Source organism: Geobacillus thermocatenulatus (assembly GCF_002217655.1).
GTDB lineage: Bacteria > Bacillota > Bacilli > Bacillales > Anoxybacillaceae > Geobacillus > Geobacillus thermocatenulatus.
In genome coordinates, this window is the sequence record NZ_NEWK01000001.1 from 1,216,592 (window position 1) to 1,235,424 (window position 18,833).

General features: G+C 53.7%; 21 protein-coding genes and 1 pseudogene. 19 read left to right on the forward strand and 3 right to left on the reverse strand.

Annotation, left to right across the window (positions count from 1 at the left end):
- Positions 1-369: 369 nt before the first annotated feature.
- Both B9L19_RS06180 and B9L19_RS06185 read left to right on the forward strand, forming a co-directional pair.
- Positions 370-2,157 (forward strand): annotated as a pseudogene (locus B9L19_RS06180) (vitamin B12-dependent ribonucleotide reductase); the annotation flags it as partial.
- Between the two features lie 114 nt (positions 2,158-2,271).
- Positions 2,272-3,684: a glycoside hydrolase family 18 protein gene (locus tag B9L19_RS06185; protein WP_047752802.1), complete on the forward strand. Its 1,413-nt coding sequence runs from the start codon at positions 2,272-2,274 to the stop codon at positions 3,682-3,684.
- 39 nt (positions 3,685-3,723) lie between these two features.
- Here the strand turns inward: B9L19_RS06185 and B9L19_RS06190 are convergent, their stop codons facing one another.
- On the reverse strand, positions 3,724-4,164 hold the full coding sequence (locus tag B9L19_RS06190) for a hypothetical protein (protein WP_047752803.1): 441 nt from the start codon (positions 4,162-4,164) through the stop codon (positions 3,724-3,726).
- Between the two features lie 362 nt (positions 4,165-4,526).
- Between B9L19_RS06190 and splB the strand changes: the two genes are divergently transcribed.
- The 3 genes from splB (at position 4,527) to B9L19_RS06205 (ending at position 7,269) form a co-directional block, all read left to right on the forward strand.
- Complete coding sequence (gene splB / locus B9L19_RS06195; protein WP_025948967.1) at positions 4,527-5,552, forward strand: spore photoproduct lyase; 1,026 nt, start codon at positions 4,527-4,529, stop codon at positions 5,550-5,552.
- A 322-nt stretch (positions 5,553-5,874) separates the two neighbouring features.
- Positions 5,875-6,300 (forward strand): transcriptional regulator MntR, encoded by a 426-nt coding sequence (mntR, locus tag B9L19_RS06200; protein WP_025948969.1) that lies wholly within the window; start codon positions 5,875-5,877, stop codon positions 6,298-6,300.
- Between the two features lie 87 nt (positions 6,301-6,387).
- The gene (locus tag B9L19_RS06205; RefSeq protein WP_025948970.1) at positions 6,388-7,269 is read left to right on the forward strand and encodes a patatin-like phospholipase family protein; all 882 of its coding nucleotides are present in this window, start codon (positions 6,388-6,390) and stop codon (positions 7,267-7,269) included.
- A gap of 78 nt (positions 7,270-7,347) precedes the next feature.
- Here B9L19_RS06205 and B9L19_RS06210 read toward each other — a convergent pair whose 3' ends face one another.
- Entirely contained in the window at positions 7,348-7,704 is a 357-nt protein-coding gene (locus tag B9L19_RS06210; protein WP_021322363.1) for an SA1362 family protein, read from the reverse strand.
- Positions 7,705-7,726: 22 nt separating this feature from the next.
- Entirely contained in the window at positions 7,727-8,662 is a 936-nt protein-coding gene (locus B9L19_RS06215) for a DUF1385 domain-containing protein (RefSeq protein WP_025948971.1), read from the reverse strand.
- A 187-nt stretch (positions 8,663-8,849) separates the two neighbouring features.
- Here B9L19_RS06215 and B9L19_RS06220 point away from each other — a divergent pair, with 187 nt between their 5' ends.
- The 14 genes from B9L19_RS06220 to accC all read left to right on the forward strand — a co-directional run bounded on the left by B9L19_RS06220 (position 8,850) and on the right by accC (position 18,831).
- Positions 8,850-9,380: a YqhR family membrane protein gene (locus tag B9L19_RS06220; RefSeq protein ID WP_047752830.1), complete on the forward strand. Its 531-nt coding sequence runs from the start codon at positions 8,850-8,852 to the stop codon at positions 9,378-9,380.
- Positions 9,381-9,544: 164 nt separating this feature from the next.
- A complete protein-coding gene (locus B9L19_RS06225; protein WP_047752807.1) occupies positions 9,545-10,606 on the forward strand; it encodes a M24 family metallopeptidase in 1,062 nt (353 codons plus the stop codon).
- Between the two features lie 27 nt (positions 10,607-10,633).
- Positions 10,634-11,191: an elongation factor P gene (gene efp, locus B9L19_RS06230; protein WP_011231892.1), complete on the forward strand. Its 558-nt coding sequence runs from the start codon at positions 10,634-10,636 to the stop codon at positions 11,189-11,191.
- Between the two features lie 176 nt (positions 11,192-11,367).
- Positions 11,368-11,649, forward strand: a complete 282-nt coding sequence (locus B9L19_RS06235) for a YqhV family protein (RefSeq protein WP_011231891.1) — start codon at positions 11,368-11,370, stop codon at positions 11,647-11,649.
- Positions 11,650-11,710: 61 nt separating this feature from the next.
- Positions 11,711-12,631, forward strand: coding sequence for a stage III sporulation protein AA (spoIIIAA, locus tag B9L19_RS06240; protein ID WP_025948974.1), 921 nt, complete (start codon positions 11,711-11,713; stop codon positions 12,629-12,631).
- A complete protein-coding gene (spoIIIAB, locus tag B9L19_RS06245; RefSeq protein WP_025948975.1) occupies positions 12,628-13,140 on the forward strand; it encodes a stage III sporulation protein SpoIIIAB in 513 nt (170 codons plus the stop codon). The genes spoIIIAA and spoIIIAB overlap by 4 nt, the downstream gene beginning before the upstream one ends.
- A gap of 15 nt (positions 13,141-13,155) precedes the next feature.
- The gene (spoIIIAC, locus tag B9L19_RS06250; protein WP_011231888.1) at positions 13,156-13,362 is read left to right on the forward strand and encodes a stage III sporulation protein AC; all 207 of its coding nucleotides are present in this window, start codon (positions 13,156-13,158) and stop codon (positions 13,360-13,362) included.
- A gap of 11 nt (positions 13,363-13,373) precedes the next feature.
- The gene (gene spoIIIAD, locus B9L19_RS06255) at positions 13,374-13,769 is read left to right on the forward strand and encodes a stage III sporulation protein AD (protein ID WP_047752808.1); all 396 of its coding nucleotides are present in this window, start codon (positions 13,374-13,376) and stop codon (positions 13,767-13,769) included.
- A gap of 13 nt (positions 13,770-13,782) precedes the next feature.
- Positions 13,783-14,946 (forward strand): stage III sporulation protein AE, encoded by a 1,164-nt coding sequence (gene spoIIIAE / locus B9L19_RS06260; RefSeq protein ID WP_025948977.1) that lies wholly within the window; start codon positions 13,783-13,785, stop codon positions 14,944-14,946.
- Between the two features lie 10 nt (positions 14,947-14,956).
- Positions 14,957-15,568, forward strand: coding sequence for a stage III sporulation protein AF (gene spoIIIAF / locus B9L19_RS06265; protein ID WP_047752809.1), 612 nt, complete (start codon positions 14,957-14,959; stop codon positions 15,566-15,568).
- Between the two features lie 6 nt (positions 15,569-15,574).
- Positions 15,575-16,207: a stage III sporulation protein AG gene (gene spoIIIAG / locus B9L19_RS06270; protein WP_025948979.1), complete on the forward strand. Its 633-nt coding sequence runs from the start codon at positions 15,575-15,577 to the stop codon at positions 16,205-16,207.
- Positions 16,208-16,230: 23 nt separating this feature from the next.
- Positions 16,231-16,782 (forward strand): SpoIIIAH-like family protein, encoded by a 552-nt coding sequence (locus B9L19_RS06275; RefSeq protein ID WP_025948980.1) that lies wholly within the window; start codon positions 16,231-16,233, stop codon positions 16,780-16,782.
- Positions 16,783-16,926: 144 nt separating this feature from the next.
- A complete protein-coding gene (accB, locus tag B9L19_RS06280) occupies positions 16,927-17,460 on the forward strand; it encodes an acetyl-CoA carboxylase biotin carboxyl carrier protein (RefSeq protein WP_047752810.1) in 534 nt (177 codons plus the stop codon).
- A 15-nt stretch (positions 17,461-17,475) separates the two neighbouring features.
- Positions 17,476-18,831: an acetyl-CoA carboxylase biotin carboxylase subunit gene (gene accC / locus B9L19_RS06285; protein WP_025948982.1), complete on the forward strand. Its 1,356-nt coding sequence runs from the start codon at positions 17,476-17,478 to the stop codon at positions 18,829-18,831.
- The last annotated feature ends 2 nt before the right edge of the window (positions 18,832-18,833 follow it).

Here is an 18,833-nt window from a genome sequence, read left to right on the forward strand (position 1 = left end):
CGAATTGCTGGAACACCCTAAAGCCAACTTGACCACAACGCAGCCGGTGACGGCAGACGTGACGGTTGGAAAACAAGTTGGATGCAACAATGGGCAACCAGCAGCCAAGCATCTCTGGAAACGGAGATGAAGGTTCAACGACTATTGAAACTTCCTACAGCCCTCGATACAATGATGATAACGAACGTTGTTTCGAGGGGAGAGAGGGCCATGGAAGGAGTAAATCGTAGCTTATGGCGACGAGGCTACGAGGCGCGAGACAGGGAAGCATTCTCTTCCCTGATGATATAGTCTGATCTCCGACCGAAAGGCGGAGAGCTAGGCAGAAATGACCTAGCCCACTCGTGAAAGCGAGTGAGTAACAATGTGCGCGGCGCCCAAATGATTATGCTGGCCGACTGGCACCCGGACATTATCGAATTCATCGTCTCGAAAATGCAAAACCCTCGCATTTTGCGCTACCTGCTTGAAAATATGGAAGACGAGGGCATCAAAAAAGCAGCGCGCGACAAGCTGAAATTCACGCCGCTCACCGAGCGGGAGCGGGCGATGTACGAAGCGATCGTCCGGTACAAAAACGCGCCTGACTACGGCGGATTCACTGAAGAGATCATTAAAGACGCCGAAGAAAAACTGCGCGCCGGCGGTACATATACCGTGCACAATCCTGACTTTTTGACCGGCGCGAACATTTCCGTCTGCTTGACGAAAGAGTTCATGGAAGCGGTCGAAAAGGACGAAGAATACGCGCTCCGCTTCCCGGACGTGGAAACCTATTCCGAAGAGGAAATGCGCATTTACAACGAAAAATGGCATGAAGTCGGCGATGTACGCGAATGGGAACAAATGGGCTATCGCGTCCGCGTCTACCGAAAAATCCGCGCCCGCGAGCTCTGGAAGCTGATCAACATTTGCGCGACGTATTCGGCCGAGCCGGGCATTTTCTTCATCGACAACGCCAACGAAATGACGAACGCCCGCGCGTACGGGCAAAAAGTCGTGGCCACCAACCCGTGCGGGGAACAACCGTTGGCGCCGTATTCGGTATGCAACCTAGCCGCCATTAACTTGGCGAACATGGTCGACAAAGAACGGAAAGTCGTGGACTACGAAAAACTGAAACGCACAGTCGAAATCGGGGTGCGGATGCAAGACAACGTCATTGACGCTACGCCATACTTCCTTGAGGAAAACAAAAAACAAGCGCTCGGTGAGCGCCGCATCGGCCTTGGCGTCATGGGGCTTGCCGACTTGCTCATTTACTGCGAAAAAGCGTACGGCTCCGAGGAAGGAAATCAACTTGTGGACGAGCTGTTCCGCACAATCGCCACGACCGCTTACCGGGCCTCGATCGAGTTGGCGAAAGAAAAAGGCAGCTTCCCGTTTTTGGTCGGCGAAACGGAGGAAGAGACGCGCAAGCTGCGTGAAGCGTTCATCAACACTGGCTACATGAAACGGATGCCGGAAGACATTCGCCAAGATATTTTGAAATACGGCATCCGCAACTCGCACTTGCTGACGGTGGCGCCGACGGGATCGACAGGGACAATGGTCGGCGTCTCAACCGGGCTTGAGCCGTACTTCTCGTTCTCGTACTACCGGAGCGGGCGCTTGGGCAAATTTATCGAAGTGAAAGCGGACATTGTCCAAGAATATTTGGACAAACATCCGGAAGCCGATCCGAACCACTTGCCGCCTTGGTTTGTGACGGCGATGGACTTGCCGCCGGAAGCGCACGCCGATGTGCAGTGCATCATTCAACGCTGGGTCGACTCGAGCTTGTCAAAAACGGTCAACGCGCCGAAGGGCTACACCGTCGAGCAAGTGCAAAAAGTGTATGAGCGTCTGTGGCGCGGCGGCGCGAAAGGCGGAACCGTCTATGTCGACGGCAGCCGCGATGCGCAAGTGTTGACGTTAAAGGCTGAGGAGAATCAGATTGAAGAGCAACTTGAACTGCTTCCAGAGGAGCTCGAGGAAAAAGAAACGAAACGCCCCGTCGTGCTTGTGGATACGATTCAAGATGTGCGCGCCACCGATGTGACGATCGGTTCCGAAATCGGCAATATTTGTCCGATTTGCCGCGAAGGGACGATCGAAGAGATCGGCGGCTGCAATACGTGCACGAACTGCGGCGCGCAGCTGAAGTGCGGGTTGTAATGTTGAATGATGGGGTGAAGGACACGCTGGTTCTGCAAAGGAACCGGCGTTTTTTTACATAAAGGAGAAAAGCGAAAATATAGTGGTAAAAGGGAGAAGGAAAGGGGGAGCGTCATGATTGTCCATGTCGTAAAGCGCGGGGAGACGCTTTGGCAGTTGGCTCAGCGTTACGGCGTTCCACTCGAGCGGATTGTCGCCGCCAATGAACTGAGCGACCCGAACCGGCTAGCCGTTGGCCAAGCGCTCGTCATCCCGGTTCCATATCGCTACCATACTGTCCATGCGAGAGAAACGTTATGGCGCATTGCGCGCCAGTATGGGGTGGCGGTCGAGGTGATCGTACAGGCGAACCGGATCACGAATCCGTCGCTCCTTTATCCAGGGACAACGTTGTTCATCCCAGCGCGCATCCATACGGTGCAAAGCGGGGAGACGCTGGCGCAAATCGCTTCGTTCTACGGAGTGACGGTTCAGCAGCTGATCGAAGTAAACGATATTACCGATCCGAACTGGATCGCCCCTGGACAGCGGCTTATCATCCCGCCGGCGAAGCCGCTCATCGAGGTGAACGCATTTACGGTGGATCAAGGGGAGAAAGGAGCGGAGCAAGTGCGCGAAGTCGGCCGCCATTTGACCTATGCCGCGCCATTCGCCTACACGATCCGCGCCGATGGCGGGCTCAATCCGATCAATGATGCGGCATTCATTCAGGCGGCTTATGCCGCCCGTGTCGTGCCGATGATGACGATCACGAACTTTACGTACCAAGACCCGGGCTCGAGGCTGGCGCAGACGATTCTGGCCGACGTTGCGCTGCAAACGCGATTGCTTGACAACGTCATTCAAGTGATGCGAGCAAAAGGGTACCGGGCGCTGAATGTCGATTTTGAAAACGTCTATCCGTCCGACCGCAAGCGGTATAACGAGTTTTTGCAGCAGGCGGCCAACCGGCTTCACGCCGAAGGGTATGTGTTATCGACGTCTCTGGCGCCCAAAATAAGCGCTGAACAAAAAGGGCTGCTGTACGAAGCGCACGACTACCCAGCCCACGGACGCATCGCTGATTTTGTTGTCCTTATGACCTATGAGTGGGGCTACCGGTTTGGGCCGCCGCAAGCCATTTCGCCGGTGAATCAAATTCGGCGCGTGCTCGATTATGCGGTGACCGCCATTCCGCGTAGCAAAATCATGATGGGGTTTCAAATTTATGCCCGCGACTGGGTGCTGCCGCACGTGCCAGGGCAAGAGGCGGAAACGTTCAGCCCGAAAGAGGCGCTCGAGCGCGCCGTTCGCTACGGAGCATCCATTCAGTACGACCCCGTGGCTGCCTCGCCGTTTTACCGCTACACGGACGAACACGGGCGCCAGCACGAAGTATGGTTTGAAGACGCCCGCAGCGCGTTGGCGAAATTTGAATTGGTGAAAGAATACGGATTGCGCGGAATCAGCTACTGGGTGCTCGGGTATCCGTATCCGGAAAACTGGGTGCTGTTAGAAGACCATTTCCGCATTCGCAAGCGGGGATAAGCGGTTCGAGCGTATGCGCCGGTCATCGGGCATGCGCTTTTATTTTGTTTCTTGGAGTTCGAGCCGCTTTTTTAGTTGATACATTTCCAGATCGTGCTGGCCGATCTTATGATTTAAATATTCAATCGCAATGTTCGCGTTACGCCAATCATGTGACAGTATCTCGAACATACGCCGATGATCAGCCAGTTCGTCCTCGATTTTTTTGAAATGGCTGCGCGTTTCGATGATGAAATGGTCCAACTTTTCCTCGAGGCGCTGTTGTCGTTCTTCGAGGCGCTGTTGTCGTTCTTCGAGGCGTTGTTGTCGTTCTTCGAGGCGTTGTTGTCGTTCTTCGAGGCGTTGTTGTCGTTCTTCAAGGCGTTGTTGTCGTTCTTCAAGGCGCTGTTGTCCGGCTTCTAGTCGATCGAGGCGTTCATGAATCGGCTGCAACTCCTCTTTCAGCACTGAGCGAAGCAATTCGGCAAGCTCGTGAGACATTCTGCATCCCTCCTTTCAGTTTAGTTTTATTGTATCATTGCGTTCATGAGATGTCATGGCAAATTGCAAAGGTGTGCGAATGTTTTGCAGGGCAATCTGTATGTTGGAACGAATATAGAGTAAGCGAAAGGCATGTGGGATCCGAAATTGCATCTGGATGGCATGATTGGCGGCCGAGAATACCAGCAAATTGTGGCTGAAACCGATGGACATGGCCGTTGGTTTCGCTGGGAGATGAACATATCAAATTAGGGGCAATGAGCCTTCCATGAAAAATCGTTGCCAAGCGAAAGAATCACGTGATTTCCCTCCCGCTTTGAATCATACTAACATCAACATATGAACAGTCTGGAGGGAAATGAATGAAACCGTTTGTGCCCAAGCTTGTGTATTTCGAGCCGGAGGCGTTGTCGTACCCGCTCGGGCAGGAACTGTATGAGAAATTTACGCAAATGGGAATTGAGATTCGCGAGACGACATCGCACAACCAAGTGCGCGGCATTCCGGGAGAGACGGAGCTGGCCCGGTATCGAAATGCGAAATCGACGCTCGTTGTTGGCGTGCGGCGGACGCTGAAATTTGATTCATCGAAGCCGTCAGCCGAATACGCCATTCCATTGGCAACCGGATGCATGGGCCATTGCCATTATTGCTATTTGCAAACGACATTAGGAAGCAAGCCATATATCCGCGTGTATGTCAACTTGGACGACATTTTCGCTCAAGCGCAAACGTATATTGACGAGCGCGCACCCGAGATCACTCGCTTCGAGGCGGCATGCACGTCCGACATTGTCGGGATCGATCATTTGACCCATTCGCTGAAAAAAGCGATTGAATTTATCGGCGCGACCGACTACGGGCGGCTCCGATTTGTGACGAAGTATGAGCATGTCGATCATTTGCTTGATGCCCAACATAACGGCAAGACGCATTTTCGCTTCAGCGTCAATTCCCGCTACGTCATCCGCCATTTCGAGCCAGGGACGTCCTCCTTTGACGCGCGGCTTCAAGCCGCGCGCAAAGTGGCCGGCGCCGGCTATCAGCTCGGTTTTGTCGTTGCGCCGATTTACCGGCATGAAGGTTGGAAACAAGGGTATTTCGAATTGTTTGAGGAGCTCGCCCGGCAATTGGAAGGGGTGGATTTATCTGACTTGACGTTTGAGCTCATCCAGCACCGGTTTACCAAGCCGGCCAAGCGGGTCATTGAGCAGCGTTACCCGAAAACCAAGCTCGATTTGGACGAATCGAAGCGCAAGTATAAGTGGGGGCGGTACGGCATCGGCAAATATGTGTACCGTGACGAGGAGGCGCGGGAGCTGGAGGAAACCATGCGCTCGTATATTGCTCGCTTTTTTCCATCGGCCCAGGTGCAGTATTTTACGTAATGTCCCCTTCATGGTATAATGGGATTGATTGCTATTTTTTGTTTGCTCGGGCGGCCGAATGCGGCAGAAAAAGCTGAAAATAAAGATTTCTCATATATGGATGCAATGAAAACGTTTCACATATCCTTATCCTTGACGGAAAAGCCGCTTATCCATTTTTCGACTGTCACGCCTTGGCGTGACAGTCGATCAAATGCTCGGTACAAGCTGCAAATGTTAAAACTTCAGATTGCATCTATATCGTTTTGATTGGTTCATCAACAAGCCTGTTTGATGAGAGATGCTGACGGCCGTTGCATTACGTGATGGGAGGGGACGAACGTTGCCGACACCAAGCATGGAAGATTATATTGAACAAATTTACATTTTGATTGAAGAAAAGGGCTACGCCCGCGTCTCGGACATTGCGGAAGCGTTGTCCGTCCATCCCTCCTCGGTGACGAAAATGGTGCAAAAGCTCGATAAAGATGAGTATTTAGTGTATGAGAAATACCGTGGCCTTGTCCTGACGCCAAAAGGAAGAAAAATCGGCCAGCGGCTCGTCTACCGTCATGAGTTGCTTGAGCAATTTCTTCGTTTGATCGGTGTCAGCGAAGAAAATATTTACCGCGACGTGGAAGGGATTGAACACCATTTGAGCTGGAACGCCATCGACCGGATCGGCGATTTGGTGCAGTATTTTCAAGAGGACGAACGCCGCCTTGAAGCGCTGCGCGATGTCCAAAGACGCAATGAACAAGGAGAGTAAGCTGAGGCTTGCTCTTTTTGTTTGCCGTACTAAATGCCTTCCTTTTTTCTTACATATGTATAAACGATAAAAAGGGGGGAGGCGGCGGTGGACATTGATCTTGTTTTTTCCGGCGGCGGGGTGAAAGGGTTTGCGTTGCTTGGAGCGTATGAAGCGATTGAGGAAAAAGGTCTGCGCTGGAAGCGGCTTGCCGGCACGAGCGCCGGAGCGTTGCTATCGGCGCTGCTATCGGCAGGCTACAGCGCCCGCGATATTGCCCGACTGCTTGAGGAGTTGGAGTTGGAGCAGTTTTTGGATGAACGGCCGCTATGGATTCCGTTTCCGCTTTGGAAATGGGTGCGCTTGTATTGGCATCTTGGACTGTATCAAGGAAAGGCGTTTGAGCGGTGGCTCGAGGCGGCGCTCGCCGCCCGCGGCGTGCGGACGTTTCAAGATGTGCCGGCCGGCAGTTTGTATATCGTCGCTTCCGACGTGACGAACGGGCGCATCGTCGTGTTGCCGGACGATTTAGCCATATACGGCATTGACCCTGGGTCGTTTTCCATCGCCAAGGCAGTGCGGATGAGCATCAGCATTCCGTATTTCTTTGAGCCGGTCCGCCTTCGCGGGCGAAACGGTGTGGCTTTCATTGTCGACGGAGGGGTGTTGAGCAACTTTCCGCTGTTTTTGTTCGATGAAGAAAAGAAGAAAAAACGGCCGGTGCTAGGCGTTCAGCTGAGCCCAAAACCAGGGGAGCGGCCGAAACGAACGATCACCAATGCGCTCGATTTGTATGAGGCGCTGTTTGCGGCGATGAAGGAAGCGCATGATGCGCGCTACATTTCGCGTCGCCATGAAAAAAACATCGTCTTTTTGCCGGTGGACAACGTTATTTCTACGGAATTTTCCATCGACCTGGAAGCGCGCCGGCGCCTGATCGATTACGGACGCGAGCGGACGCGGCAGTTTTTACGTCAATGGGCGTACTAGACGGGAAAGCGGCAATAGGGCGCACCTCTGCCGCCGATTTTTCAGCTGAACGGCAGAGGCAAACAAAAAAGAATCAAGCTAAAACGAAGCTCGATTCTTTTTTTTGCCTTTTTTGCCCTCGATCACGGTCAAGTGCGGAATGGCCGTCCGTTTTTTCAGCGGCCGCTTCAGTTTCGCCGGCTTTGCTTGTTTGCGCCCGGAGCGGGGATGGAGCTTTTTCGACTGCCGCACCGCCTTTAAATACGATAATCGATCTTGATCGGTGCGGCGTTGGTAGACGAACCGGTAAAAGAGATAAATGGCGGCCAAAAACAGCGCAACAAACAACAGCTGGCGGAACAGCACCGTCGGATGGGCAAAAAGGGTATAGACAATGCCAAGGGTTCCAAGCAAAATCATAAGCCCGACAAGCGGATGAATGGCCCGGCGCCGCAATGAGTCCACCCCCTTTGATCGATTACTGCACCGCTTGTTTCCTTTCGGCTTCCGCTTCCAAATCGAGAAGCCGCTGAAACGAGGCGATGGCCACTTCCACTTGGTCATCGTCCGGTTCTTTTGTCGTCAACCGTTGCAGCCATAGCCCGGGATAGCCAAGCCAGCTTAGCAGCGGAATATCCCTCAATTTATTTGTAAACTGCAAGACTTCAAACGAAACGCCAAGCACGATAGGAATTAAAGCGAGCCTGTTTGCGATTCGCAGCCAAAGCGGATCCGTCGGCACGAACAAATAAAGGAATAAGCTGATCATGACAGTAAATAAAATGAAGCTGCTGCCGCATCGGTAGTGAAGGCGCGAGGCGCGCTGGACGTGCTCAACCGTGAGCGGCCACCCCGCTTCAAAGGCGTTGATGACTTTATGTTCCGCCCCGTGGTATTGGAACACGCGCCTAACAAGCGGCGTCAACGAAATAAAGTGAATGTAGCCGAGCAAAAGGGCAAGCTTAAAGGCGCCTTCAAGCAAAATTTGCCCCATTTTCCCCGGTACGAGCGGTTTAAAGGCGTCGGCGGCGAGCGCCGGAACGAGCGTAAAAATGGTTTTGGCGAATAAAAACGATAGCACGCCGATGACGGCGGCGCCGAGAATCAGCCCGAATTTGGAGCGGCTTTCTTCGGCGGCCTGTTTTTCGTCCGAGGACGCCTCATATTGTTCGCTGGCAAACTGCAAATGTTTGGCCCCGTTTGCGCTCGCCTCAATAATGGCGACAATGCCGCGGACAAACGGGATTTTTTTCAGGGCAGTCAGCGTCGGATGGCTGCGGCGAGGCAGCGTAAAATAGTCAATTGTCCCGTCATGGCGGCGAACGGCGGTGACGGAGTGCGTCTTGCCGGCAAACATCACCCCTTCAACGACCGCTTGGCCGCCGTATAACGGTTTCTCCATTGATGATTTCATCAGGCCAACACCAACCTATTTTTTATGTTTATTATTTTATTCTACAAGAAATATCCGGAAACCTCTAGGTTGATGCTGCTATTATGATTTCCAAAAAATCCATGATTTACACAAGAGCGGTCATTTTTTTCGTTTGATTCATGGGACGGTCGGCTTTCGGTCATACTACCAGACAAGGAGGTGCACAATGATGGCGGAACAAAAAGGGGAGCTCGAGCAAGAGAAGACGGAGCGGCCGATGACGCTCATACAAAAAACGATCATCATCGGGTTTGTCGGCGGGGTGTTTTGGAGTTTGATCGGCTATTTGTCCTATTTTTTCCATTTTAGTGAAATCAGCCCGAATATGATTCTCATCCCGTGGGTTGCCGAGGACTGGAAATATGGGAAAGCCGGCAATTATGCGGCCATCGTGCTGATCGGCATCATTTCCATTGCGGCGGCGCTGCTATACTATGCACTGCTAAGGAAAATCCGCGGCATGTGGGCGGGAATGTTGTATGGTGCTGCGCTTTGGGGAGTGGTGTTTTATTTGTTCAATCCGCTGTTTCCGAACGTGCAGCCGGTTGCGGATTTAGAGACGAATACGGTCATTACGACGCTTTGCTTGTACATTTTGTACGGGGTGTTTGTCGGTTATTCGATTTCTTTCGAGACGCAGGAAATGAATCGGCCGTCGCCAAGCGCCGGGCAGCAGGCGGCCAAGGAAGGAAGTTGAGCTGTCGGCCAAAGCGGGCGCATGTGGCGGAAACTGCCGTGATCATGGTAAAATAAAGAAGGTTTCCATATTTTTTGGGCGCAGCCGATCGCGCGCATCGGAAACCGCCCACGTATCGCATCGCCTTTGTAATTACAATATTCATGGGCAGAGGAGAATGAGACATGGAAAAAATGGAAAGGCTTCGAGCGCTGCTTGAAGAGCAGCATCTTGATGGGCTGTTAGTCACAAACGGCTACAACCGCCGCTATTTGACCGGGTTTACTGGCACGGCCGGCGCTGTGCTTGTCAGCCGTCAAGGGGCGGTGTTGGTTACGGACTTCCGCTACGTCGAACAAGCATCGAGGCAAGCCCAAGGGTTTGAAGTCGTCCAGCACAGCGGGCCGATCATCGAAGAAATTGCCAATCAGGTGAAGCGGCTTGGCATCAAGAGGCTTGGCTTTGAGCAAGAACACGTCACCTATGCCGCATACAAGTCGTATGAAGAAGCCATCCGCGCTGAACTCGTGCCAACGTCTTGGCTCGTAGAAAAATTGCGCTTGATTAAGTCAGAGGCAGAGATTAAGATATTAAAGGAAGCAGCAGAAATCGCCGATGCGGCGTTTTCGCACATTTTGTCGTTCATCCGTCCAGGCGTTAAAGAAATCGAAGTGGCGAATGAGCTGGAATTTTTTATGCGCAAACAAGGGGCGTCTTCGTCCTCCTTTGATACGATCGTGGCCTCCGGCTACCGTTCGGCGCTGCCGCACGGGGTGGCGTCAGAGAAAACGATCGAGCGCGGCGAGCTCGTTACGCTTGATTTCGGGGCTTACTATAAAGGGTATTGTTCCGATATGACGAGAACGGTCGCCGTCGGCGACATTAGCGCGGAGCTGCGGACGATTTATGACATCGTTCTTGAAGCGCAGCAACGCGGCATGAACGGGCTCAAGGCAGGCATGACCGGCAAAGAGGCTGATGCGCTCACGCGCGATTACATCCGCGAAAAAGGGTATGGCGACTATTTCGGCCATTCGACCGGCCATGGGATTGGATTGGAAATTCACGAAGGGCCGACGCTTTCGTTCCGTTCGGATGTCGTGCTTGAGCCAGGCATGGTTGTCACCGTCGAGCCGGGCATTTACATCCCGGGGCTTGGCGGGGTGCGCATCGAGGACGATACGGTCATCAATGCTGATGGGAACGAAGCGCTCACCCATTCGCCAAAAGAACTGATCATTTTATAATGGATTGCGTGAGGAGGATTTCGGCTAATGATTTCAGTCAACGATTTTCGCACAGGACTTACGATTGAGGTGGACGGCGAGATTTGGCGCGTCCTTGAATTCCAGCACGTCAAGCCAGGCAAGGGGGCGGCGTTCGTCCGTTCGAAGCTGCGCAATTTGCGCACCGGCGCCATTCAGGAGCGGACGTTCCGCGCCGGCGAAAAAGTGAACCGGGCGCAAATCGACACACGCAAAATGCAATATTTGTACGCCAACGGCGACCAACACGTTTTTATGGATATGGAAACGTATGAACAAATCGAGCTGCCGGCGAAACAAATCGAGCATGAACTGAAGTTCTTGAAAGAGAATATGGAAGTCTTTATTATGATGTACCAAGGCGAAACGATCGGCGTTGAGCTGCCGAACACCGTCGAGTTGAAAGTCGTCGAAACAGAGCCGGGCATTAAAGGTGACACCGCTTCTGGCGGTTCGAAGCCGGCGAAGCTCGAAACCGGCCTTGTCGTTCAAGTGCCGTTTTTCGTCAACGAAGGCGACACGCTCATCATTAATACGGCCGACGGCACGTACGTTTCGCGGGCGTAAGCCCAAGCCCGACAGGCACCGTCTCGGACACCTTCCGGGGCGGTGTTTTTTATGCGCAAAATGGGCGCCGTTTTGCTCTCCCCCATCGTTTTCCTCAGTAAAAACTTCTTCTGAAACGGCTTGTTTTCGCATACGTTTGTACTAATCGATCCCATTTGGCAAAACAGGAGGGGAACATGAAACATTGGCTGCGATCGATCGACCCGTCCGTTATGGCCATGGCTGGCATGCGGATGGTGTCCGCGTTCATTGAACTGAGCGCGGCGCTGTTGATGCTTGTGTTCAATGACGTGAAAAAAGCGCTTGCCGTTAATGCTGCGCTTGCTGTCGTCGGTCCAACCGTCATGATGGTGACCATGGCGATTGGACTGCTTTCGCTTGCGGACGAGCTCTCGTTTTCACGGCTTGGGCTTGTGGCGCTCGGGATCGCGCTCATTTTGTTCGCGATTTACAAGTAAGGCATAAACGGCGCATTCCGCCCATACATATGAACTAGTCCACAAGAAAAGGGGGAGGGCCATGGAAGCGGTGTGGGGAATTTTGCCGAAAACGGTCGCCGCCGCGTTGCAGCACCATCTTCCTTCATGCCGCCGCGGAATTGAAGAAATCCGCATCCGCGTCTCCCGGCCGCTTGAGGTGATCGTCGACGGAACGGCCCGATTGTTGCCGTATGAAGTGACGAAAGAAGACGGCGTGCATTTGCTCAACAAATTGAGTCATTATTCGATCTATGCCGTCGAAGAAGAGCTGAAGCGCGGATTTATGACGATTGAGGGGGGGCATCGTGTTGGGCTGGCCGGCAAAGTCATTACGGAAGGGGGCAAGGTGAAAGCGATCCGCGATGTTTCCTCGTTTAACATTCGCATCGCCAAGGAACAGATCGGCATCGCCGAGCCGCTGATTCCGTATGTGTACGACGGCCGCTGGCGTCATACGATGATCATCGGCTCGCCGCAGACGGGAAAAACGACGCTCCTGCGCGATGCGGCGCGCTTGATTAGCAGCGGGACGGGGCGCATTCCGGCGCAAAAGGTGGCGATCGTTGACGAACGATCGGAAATCGCTGGCTGTGTGAAAGGGATTCCTCAGTTTTCGTTCGGCCCGCGCCTTGACGTGTTGGACGCCTGCCCGAAAGCGGAAGGGATGATGATGATGATCCGCTCGATGAGCCCTGATGTCATGATTGTCGACGAAATCGGGCGCGAGGAGGACAGCGAGGCAGTGCTTGAAGCGGCCAATGCTGGCGTCTCTGTATGGACGACTGTGCACGGCCGCAACATCCAAGACGTCTGGCAGCGTCCGACGCTCGGCCCGGTGATGGAACAAAAGGTGTTTGAACGGTTTATTGAGCTGACGAACATTCCCCATCCCGGCTCCATCCGACGCATTCTCGACGCTGGCGGAACGGTGCTGTATGAAAGGGCGGTGGTCCAGCGATGAAATGGTTTGGCGCTCTGTTGATTCTCGCCGCCTCAACATGGCTTGGGTTTGCCGCCGCCCGCGTGTTGCACGAGCGGCCGCGCCAGCTTCGCCAGCTGAAAGCGGCGCTGAGGGCGCTTGAGGCGGAAGTGATGTATGGCCATACGCCGCTTGCCGACGCCGCTATGCATCTCGCCCGGCAAACGGCCGCCCCGTTGTCCGAATTGTTCGAGCGGTTTGCCGCCGCGTTATGCACAGAAGAAACGAGCGCCGCCGAGGCATGGGAAAAAAGCTTGCGAACCGTATGGGGAAAAACCGCTCTAAAGCAAGGAGAATTTGAAGTGATGAAACAATTTGGCGCCACGCTTGGCCAATACGACCGGCTCACCCAGCAAAGGCAAATCGCGCTGGCGCTCGCCCATCTTGAGCGGGAGGAAGCGGAAGCGCTAGACAACCAGGCGCGCTACGCCAAGATGGCGAAAAGTTTAGGCGTGTTGGCCGGCCTGCTGCTCGTCATTTTACTCATGTAGACAGGAGGCAGAATCATGGGCATCGATGTCGATCTCATTTTGAAAATCGCCGGCGTCGGCATCGTCATCGCGTTTTTGCATACGGTGCTCGATCAGATGGGGAGGAAAGAATATGCCCAATGGGTGACGCTGCTCGGCTTTATTTATATTTTGTTTATGGTCGCTTCGATTGTAAGCGATTTGTTTCAAAAAATTAAAGACGTCTTTTTGTTCCGCGGATAGGGGGAGAGGCCATGGACATTTTGCAAATCGTCGGCCTCGGGTTGATCGCGACGTTTTTGGTCGTGTTGCTGCAAGAGCAAAAGTCGAATCTGGCCTTTTTGTTGACCGTGTTTGTCGGCTGCACCATTTTTCTGTTGTTGGTCGATCAAATCAGCAGCATTTTGGCGATGTTGCGAAAAATGGCCGAAGGCGCCCATATTCAGATGGTGTATTTAGAGACGATGCTGAAAATCATCGGCATTGCCTACATTGCCGAGTTCGCCGCGCAAATTTCCAAAGACGCCGGCCAAGGGGCGATCGCCGCCAAAATTGAGCTCGGCGGCAAAATCGTCATTTTGGCGCTGGCTGTTCCGATTTTAACCGCGATCATCGAAGCGGTCATCGGCCTCATCCCGTCGGCGCGCTAAAGGGGGGAACGGATTGAAGCGAACAGCGTTCCTTATTGTCGGGCTGCTTTCTCTCTTTTTTTGTCCGTTGGTCGTACAAGCCGCAAGCGATGGACCGTCGGTCAGCGAGCAGCTCGCTCAGCTCGATGTGAGCGATATCCGCCGGTATTGGGAAACGATCGTCAGCGAGTATGGCGGGTTTTTGCCGGAAAGCGAGAAAGGGCCGCTCACCGATTTTTTAAGCGGCGGCAAGCAATGGTCGCCGTCCGAATGGCTGAAGGCGCTCGCCCGCTATTTGTTTTATGAACTGCAGGTGAACGGCAAACTGCTCGGCACGCTCATTTTGCTTGCTGTCTTCAGCACGGTGCTGCAATCGCTGCAAAATGCATTCGCTCAGCAGGAAGTAAGCAAAATCGCCCAGGCGGTCGTCTATATGGTGCTCTTGTTGATCGCCTTAAACAGCTTTCGCCTTGCGGCGGATTATGCGCTTGAGGCGGTGCGGACGATGAGCCATTTCATCATCGCCCTCGTTCCGCTGCTGCTCGCCCTGCTCGCCACTTCCGGCGGGGTCGCGTCGGCGGCGTTTTTCCACCCGATCATTTTGTTTGTGATGAACACCACTGGCACGGTTGTGGAATACGTCACCTTGCCGCTTTTGCTTCTGGCTGCGCTGCTTTCGGTCGTCAGCACGCTCAGCGACCGTTACAAGGCGACTCAGCTCGCCGATTTGCTCAACAAAGCCGCCCTCGGTTTGCTCGGCCTCATTTTGACCGTGTTCCTTGGCGTCATGTCCGTGCGAGGAGCGACAGCGGCCGTGGCTGACGGCGTGGCGCTCCGGGCGGCGAAATTTGTCACCGGCAATTTCATCCCGGTCGTCGGCAAGCTGTTCACCGATGCCGCCGATACGGTCGTCGCCGCTTCCATGCTGTTGAAAAATACGGTCGGGTTGGTCGGGGCGGCGATTTTGCTCATGATCGCCATCTTTCCCGCGGTGAAAATTTTCGCCGTCGTCGTCGTCTACAAACTATCGGCTGCTCTTCTGCAGCCGCTTGGCGGCGGACCGGTATTGTCCTGCCTCAACATCATCGGAAAAAGCATCGCCTACGTGCTGGCGGCGCTGCTCATTGTGTCGCTCATGTTTTTCTTAAGCCTCACCGTCATGGTGATGGCCGGGAACATTACGATGATGGTCCGCTAGGGGGAGCGCTATGCAGCTAGTCATTGAGTGGGTGACCAACATCATTTTGTTTTTGTTGTTTGCTGTCATCATCGATTTTTTGCTGCCGTCGGGAACGATGCAAAAATACGTGAAAATGGCTGTCGGGCTTATGCTCGTCCTCGTGATGCTTGCTCCGGTGCTTCGGCTCGCTTCCGTTGATCCCCAGCAGCTCATGGCGTCGGCGCTCGCCCATTTTTCCAACGGCCGTGCGGGGGAAGAGGCAATAAAAAATCAAATCGAACAGCAGAAAAAAGAAATACAAGCCTCGCAACGCGCATATATTATAAAACAAATGGCTGTCCAGCTCGAAAACGATGTTAATGAGGAGTTGATGGAAAAGTATGGGCTGAAAGCGGATGTCAACGTTTACGCCAAGCCAGGCGACGACTGGCGCATGCCGGACGATATCAAGACGATTGAGGTCGTCCTTTCGAAACAGAAGTCAGTCGGTTCGGTGGAACCGGTTGTCATCGATACGACGAAGCCGCCGGCTTTGCCGGAGGGCGATGCTTCGCTGGCAGAGGAGGTGCGCGCTTTTCTCGCCGGCCGATGGGAAATCGATGAAGATAAAATTGACGTGCAATTTAGGGGGAGGGAATAAGGGGGGATGTTGCCGCTCATCAAACGGCTCTTTTCTTCAGCACTGAAAGACGGGGAAGGAGCACAGAAAAAATGGCCGTTTTCGTACGTCGTCGTCCTGCTGTTGGCTGGTGTCGCCTTGATGGCGGCAAGCCATTGGGCAAACAGTGGAGAGGAAGCCGAAGCGAAGCCTTCCGCCGGGCAGCCGTCCGCTCCAGCCGAGCCGGCATTCCTGGCAAGCAAGGAGACGAAAGAGAAAGTGATCGCCGCCTATGAGGAGCGGTACGAAAAAGAACTGAAAGCTGCTCTTGAGGCGATCGAAGGGGTGGATGATGTCACGGTCGTCGTCAATCTCGATTCCACGGAGTTGAAACTGTATGAGAAAAAGCGTTCGACTCAGCAGCAGACAACGGAAGAGAGAGATAAGGAAGGCGGGAAGCGGACGATCGAAAACGAGTCGACTAATGAAGAAGTCATCATTATTCATAACGGCGAAGAAGAAACGCCGCTTGTTGTCGCCACGAAAAAGCCGGACATCCGCGGCGTTCTCGTTGTCGCCAAAGGGGCGGATAATTTGCAAATCAAAAAATGGATCGTCGAGGCGGTGACGCGCGTGTTAAACGTTCCGAGCTACCGCGTCGCTGTCTTGCCAAAAAAATGACCGGGTAAGGGGAGGATATCGGCATGTTGAAAAAACAAACCGTATGGCTGTTGACGATGTTGAGTTTGGTCGTTGTGCTGTCGGTCTATTACGTGACAGCACCAAAAAATATGAACAACAGTCCGGCCTTTACCGCCAATCAGAAGACGGAAAAAACAACCGATCAGCCGAGCGTCGCTGTTGAAGAAGCGAAAAAGCCGTCGGCGTCTGGCGAAACGGGCGACGACTTGTTTACAGCGCTGCGCATGAAAATTGAGGATGAACGGAGCCGGCTGCGCGATGAGCTGAACGCCATTGTCGCTTCAGCGAACGCGACGGCGGAAGAAAAAAATGAAGCGCTCGACAAAATTGAAAAATTGCAAGCATTGTCCGAAAAAGAAGCCACGTTGGAGACGCTCATCAAATCGAAAGGCGGTTATGAAGACGTGCTCGTGCGCGCCGATGACAACCAAGTGCGCGTGACGATCAAAGCGAAACAAAGCTCAGCGAAATCGGCGAATGAAGTCATTCACATGGTGAAAAAAGAAATACCCGATGCTGAATACGTGACGGTTGAGTTTCAGCCGGCTGGATGAACGCGCTGCTCTTTAGGGCAGCTTCTTTTTTTGCGGAAAAGTCTTTTGTTTGTCCTACGGTTGTGTGTATAATCGTTATGGATACGTTTAGGCACCGCCAGAAGGGAACGGGCTGCACGATATTTGGAGAAAGGTGTGAGATCGATGAAAATTCAAGAAATTCGTGAATTGATCCGCTTGGTCGACCAGTCCACGATTGACGAATTCGTATACGAACAAGGCGAAACAAAAGTACATATGAAAAAAGGAACGGCTGCTGCTGCCGTTGCGCCGGCCGCATCAGCACAGACGGCGGTCGCGCCGCCGGCGCCTGCCGCTTTGGCCGCGGTCGAACCGGCTCCGGCAGCTGCTCCCGTTCAAGCAGCGGCCTCGGAAGCGCCGGCACCGAAAGCGGAAACGCCGGTGGTCAAAGAAGCAAAGCCGGCTGTGGAAGGCAACTTGCATCAAATTACTTCACCGATGGTCGGCACGTTCTACGCAGCGCCGGCGCCGGACAAGCCGCCGTATGTGAAGCCGGGCGACAAAGTGAAAAAAGATACGGTCGTTTGCATCATCGAGGCGATGAAGCTGTTTAATGAAATTGAAGCGGAAGTCGATGGCGAAATTGTCGAGGTGTTGGTGCAAAACGGCCAGCTCGTCGAATATGGCCAGCCGTTGTTTTTAGTCAAGCCTGAATAAGGGAGAGAACGGACGATGATCAAAAAAGTGTTGGTGGCGAACCGCGGGGAAATCGCCGTCCGCATCATCCGCGCCTGCCGCGAGCTTGGGATTGAGACGGTCGCTGTCTTTTCGCAAGCCGACCGCGACGCCTTGCACGTGCAGCTGGCTGATGAGGCGTACTGCATCGGACCGACCGCTTCGAAAGACAGCTACTTAAATTTCACAAACATTATGAGCGTCGCCACGCTGACTGGCTGTGACGCCATCCACCCCGGTTACGGGTTTTTGGCGGAAAATGAAGCGTTCGCCGAGCTGTGCCGTGAATGCAACGTGACATTTATCGGTCCAAGTCCGGAAGCGATTGCAAAAATGGGCATTAAAGACATCGCTCGCGAGACGATGCGCGAGGCGGGGGTGCCGATCGTGCCTGGGTCGCGCGGGGTGATCGAAAGCCTTGATGAGGCGCGGGCGATTGCCGACGAGATCGGCTATCCGGTCATCATTAAAGCGACGGCCGGCGGCGGCGGGAAAGGAATCCGCGTCGCCCGCAACGAAGAAGAGCTCGTCAAAGGCATCAACATCACCCAGCAGGAAGCGGCGACAGCGTTTGGCAACCCAGGCGTCTATATTGAAAAATATATCGAAGATTTCCGCCATGTCGAAATTCAAGTGCTCGCTGATTCGTACGGCAATACGATTCATCTCGGTGAGCGCGACTGCTCGATCCAGCGCCGGCTGCAAAAACTGGTTGAGGAAGCGCCGTCGCCGGCCATTGACGACGAGATGCGCCGGAAGATGGGCGAGGCGGCGGTCAAGGCGGCGAAAGCGGTCAACTACACCGGCGCCGGTACGGTTGAATTTATTTATGACCACCGGAACAAACAATTTTACTTCATGGAGATGAATACGCGCATTCAAGTCGAGCATCCGGTCACGGAACTGATCACCGGCATCGATTTGGTCAAGGAGCAAATCCGCATCGCCGCTGGTGAAAAGCTGTCGATCACCCAAGAGGACGTTACGTTTAACGGCTTTGCGATCGAGTGCCGGATCAACGCCGAAAATCCAGCGAAAAACTTTATGCCGTCGCCGGGGAAAATCGCCATGTACCTGCCGCCGGGCGGCCCGGGCGTGCGCGTCGATTCCGCCGCCTATCCAGGCTATACGATCCCGCCGTATTATGATTCGATGATCGCCAAATTGATCGTTCATGCGCCGACGCGTGCGGAAGCGATCGCCCGCATGAGACGGGCGCTTTCGGAGTTTATCATCGAAGGCATTCATACAACGATTCCGTTCCACATAAAATTAATGGAGCATGAGAAATTTCAAAGCGGTGAGTTTAATACGAAGTTTTTGGAGTTATATGATATTATGAAGGCGGAATAGGA